This window comes from Moorena sp. SIO3I6, from assembly GCF_010672095.1.
In genome coordinates this window covers 1-1,862 of sequence record NZ_JAAHHU010000968.1, presented here as the reverse complement: position 1 = coordinate 1,862, position 1,862 = coordinate 1, and the positions used below count along the sequence as shown (strand labels likewise).

Sequence of the window (1,862 nt, the reverse complement as noted above, 5' to 3'; positions counted from 1 at the left end):
TTGGCTGCTAGACACTCCTGTTATAGCCAAGCTTAACAATTTGGGCTCAATGATGTAAAGTAAAAATTTTTGTGGCTTTTGTGGAGATATTTTATGGCGAGAATATTGTCTTATCACCAGCAATCAAACTTTTATAGGAAAATTCGGATCTTGTTAGCTGAAAAAAAAATAGACTGCGAACTCAAAGAAGTTAATCTTAAGAATAAACCTTCGGAATTTATTAAAGTTTCTCCCATTGGTAAAGTACCGGTGTTTGTAGAATAAGATGGTACAGTTATTTGGGATTCTACATTAATTGCAGAGTATTTAGACGAAACTTATCCACAACCTCGTTTTTCCCCAAGTAATATTCGAGAACGGCTTGAGTGTCGTAAATGGGAAGAATTAGCAGATAACTTAGGTGATAATATCATCAACTTATGGATACTAAATTTGACCAATAATCTCGCCCCGACTCCCTACCGGGCAAAAATAGAAACGTCAATTAATCGCCTTTTACCAATTTTTGAGGAACAATTAGCCCAATCTCAATATTTATTAAGCAATGACACATGGACAGCAGCAGATGTAGCAGCGTTATGTTCCTTGGGTTACTACAGCCTTCGCTTAAATGAAGATTGGGTTTTGCAATATCCTAACATAGGAAATTGGTTCGATAAATTACACGAGCGTGAGTCGGTCAAGTCAACTGTTCCTATGCCGTTAAATTAAGTATGAAACACCAGACAAACGGACAATAAAAAACTGAAATTTAGAGGCTTCTGATCAGCAAATGCAGGAGCATTCACAGATGAGTAGTGAATAATTTCAGGATTGGGTTTTTAATTACAAGCCATCGTCAGCGTTAATTGAGATTAAAATGAATCACTACTACAAAAAAAATGTTGTGATTATCGGAGGGGGGCCTGCAGGATTAGGGGCAGCTTTAATGTTAGCCCAAAGAGGCTGGAAAAATATTACGGTTATTGAAAAAAGACCCTCAGCCGACTATTACGAACCGGATAAATCCTTTAGTTATCAAATTGATGGCAGGGGGCAAAAATTAACCGATTTATTAAAACTAACTCCCAAACTAGCTAATGTGAGTGTCCCTAGTACTGACTTTTACTTTACTCTCATTCAAAAAGACGGCACACGGAAAACAACGAAACTACCCATTGCTGATTCTAAACGCAAAACTGCCTACTGGCTGCCCAGAGCATCTTTTATAGAGTTACTTTACCAAGAAATTCAACACCATTGGCAAGATGAAATTAAGGTTTTATTTAAAACTGAATGTATAGAGATTAAACAACATTTAGAGCATTTAGAAATTATTACCCAATCTAGGGACAATAAACCATTGACACTGACTCCTACTCTGTTAGTGGGTTGTGATGGTTTAAATTCTATTGTGCGTCAAACTCTGCATGAATGGGAAAAAGGTCAATCAAATTCCTTTGAAATGCAAAAGTTTTCTTCTCCTAGTTCCGGTTTAAAATATAAAGTTCTCACCTTACCTCCTCAATTTCCTCTATCAGAACAAGAAGGAGATGTAGCACAATCTACAATGGCTTATGCCATTCGGTCTACTTTTAAAGAGCGTAAAAAAGCAATTAATCTGGGTTTATTACCCTTGAAAAATCCGAATCAACCCAGAACTGCAAATATTATTACCTACCCTGATCATCAAATCTGGCAACTAGAAACCCCAGTAGACGTTGAACAATTCCTGAAACAAGCATTTCCTCAGATTCCCCTGGAAAAAATTATTGACCCTGAAGAAATAGCCAGATTCACATCCAGTGAGGGGGGTAAATTTCCGATTCCTCAATATTGTTCAGGATTGTATCAAATCTGGAGAAACCCTGAAGAGAGTCAAG

The 1,862-nt window shown here is 37.1% G+C and carries 3 protein-coding genes; all 3 read left to right on the top strand.

Annotated elements, in window-relative coordinates; all coding sequences use genetic code 11:
- Positions 1-93 precede the first annotated feature (93 nt).
- The gene (locus F6K49_RS45045; RefSeq protein WP_293073782.1) at positions 94-264 is read left to right on the top strand and encodes a glutathione S-transferase N-terminal domain-containing protein; all 171 of its coding nucleotides are present in this window, start codon (positions 94-96) and stop codon (positions 262-264) included.
- Positions 265-432: 168 nt separating this feature from the next.
- Positions 433-711: a glutathione S-transferase C-terminal domain-containing protein gene (locus tag F6K49_RS45040; protein WP_229415235.1), complete on the top strand. Its 279-nt coding sequence runs from the start codon at positions 433-435 to the stop codon at positions 709-711.
- A 217-nt stretch (positions 712-928) separates the two neighbouring features.
- Positions 929-1,862, top strand: a 934-nt coding sequence (locus F6K49_RS45035; RefSeq protein WP_293108608.1) for an FAD-dependent monooxygenase, incomplete at its 3' end; no start/stop codon positions are given.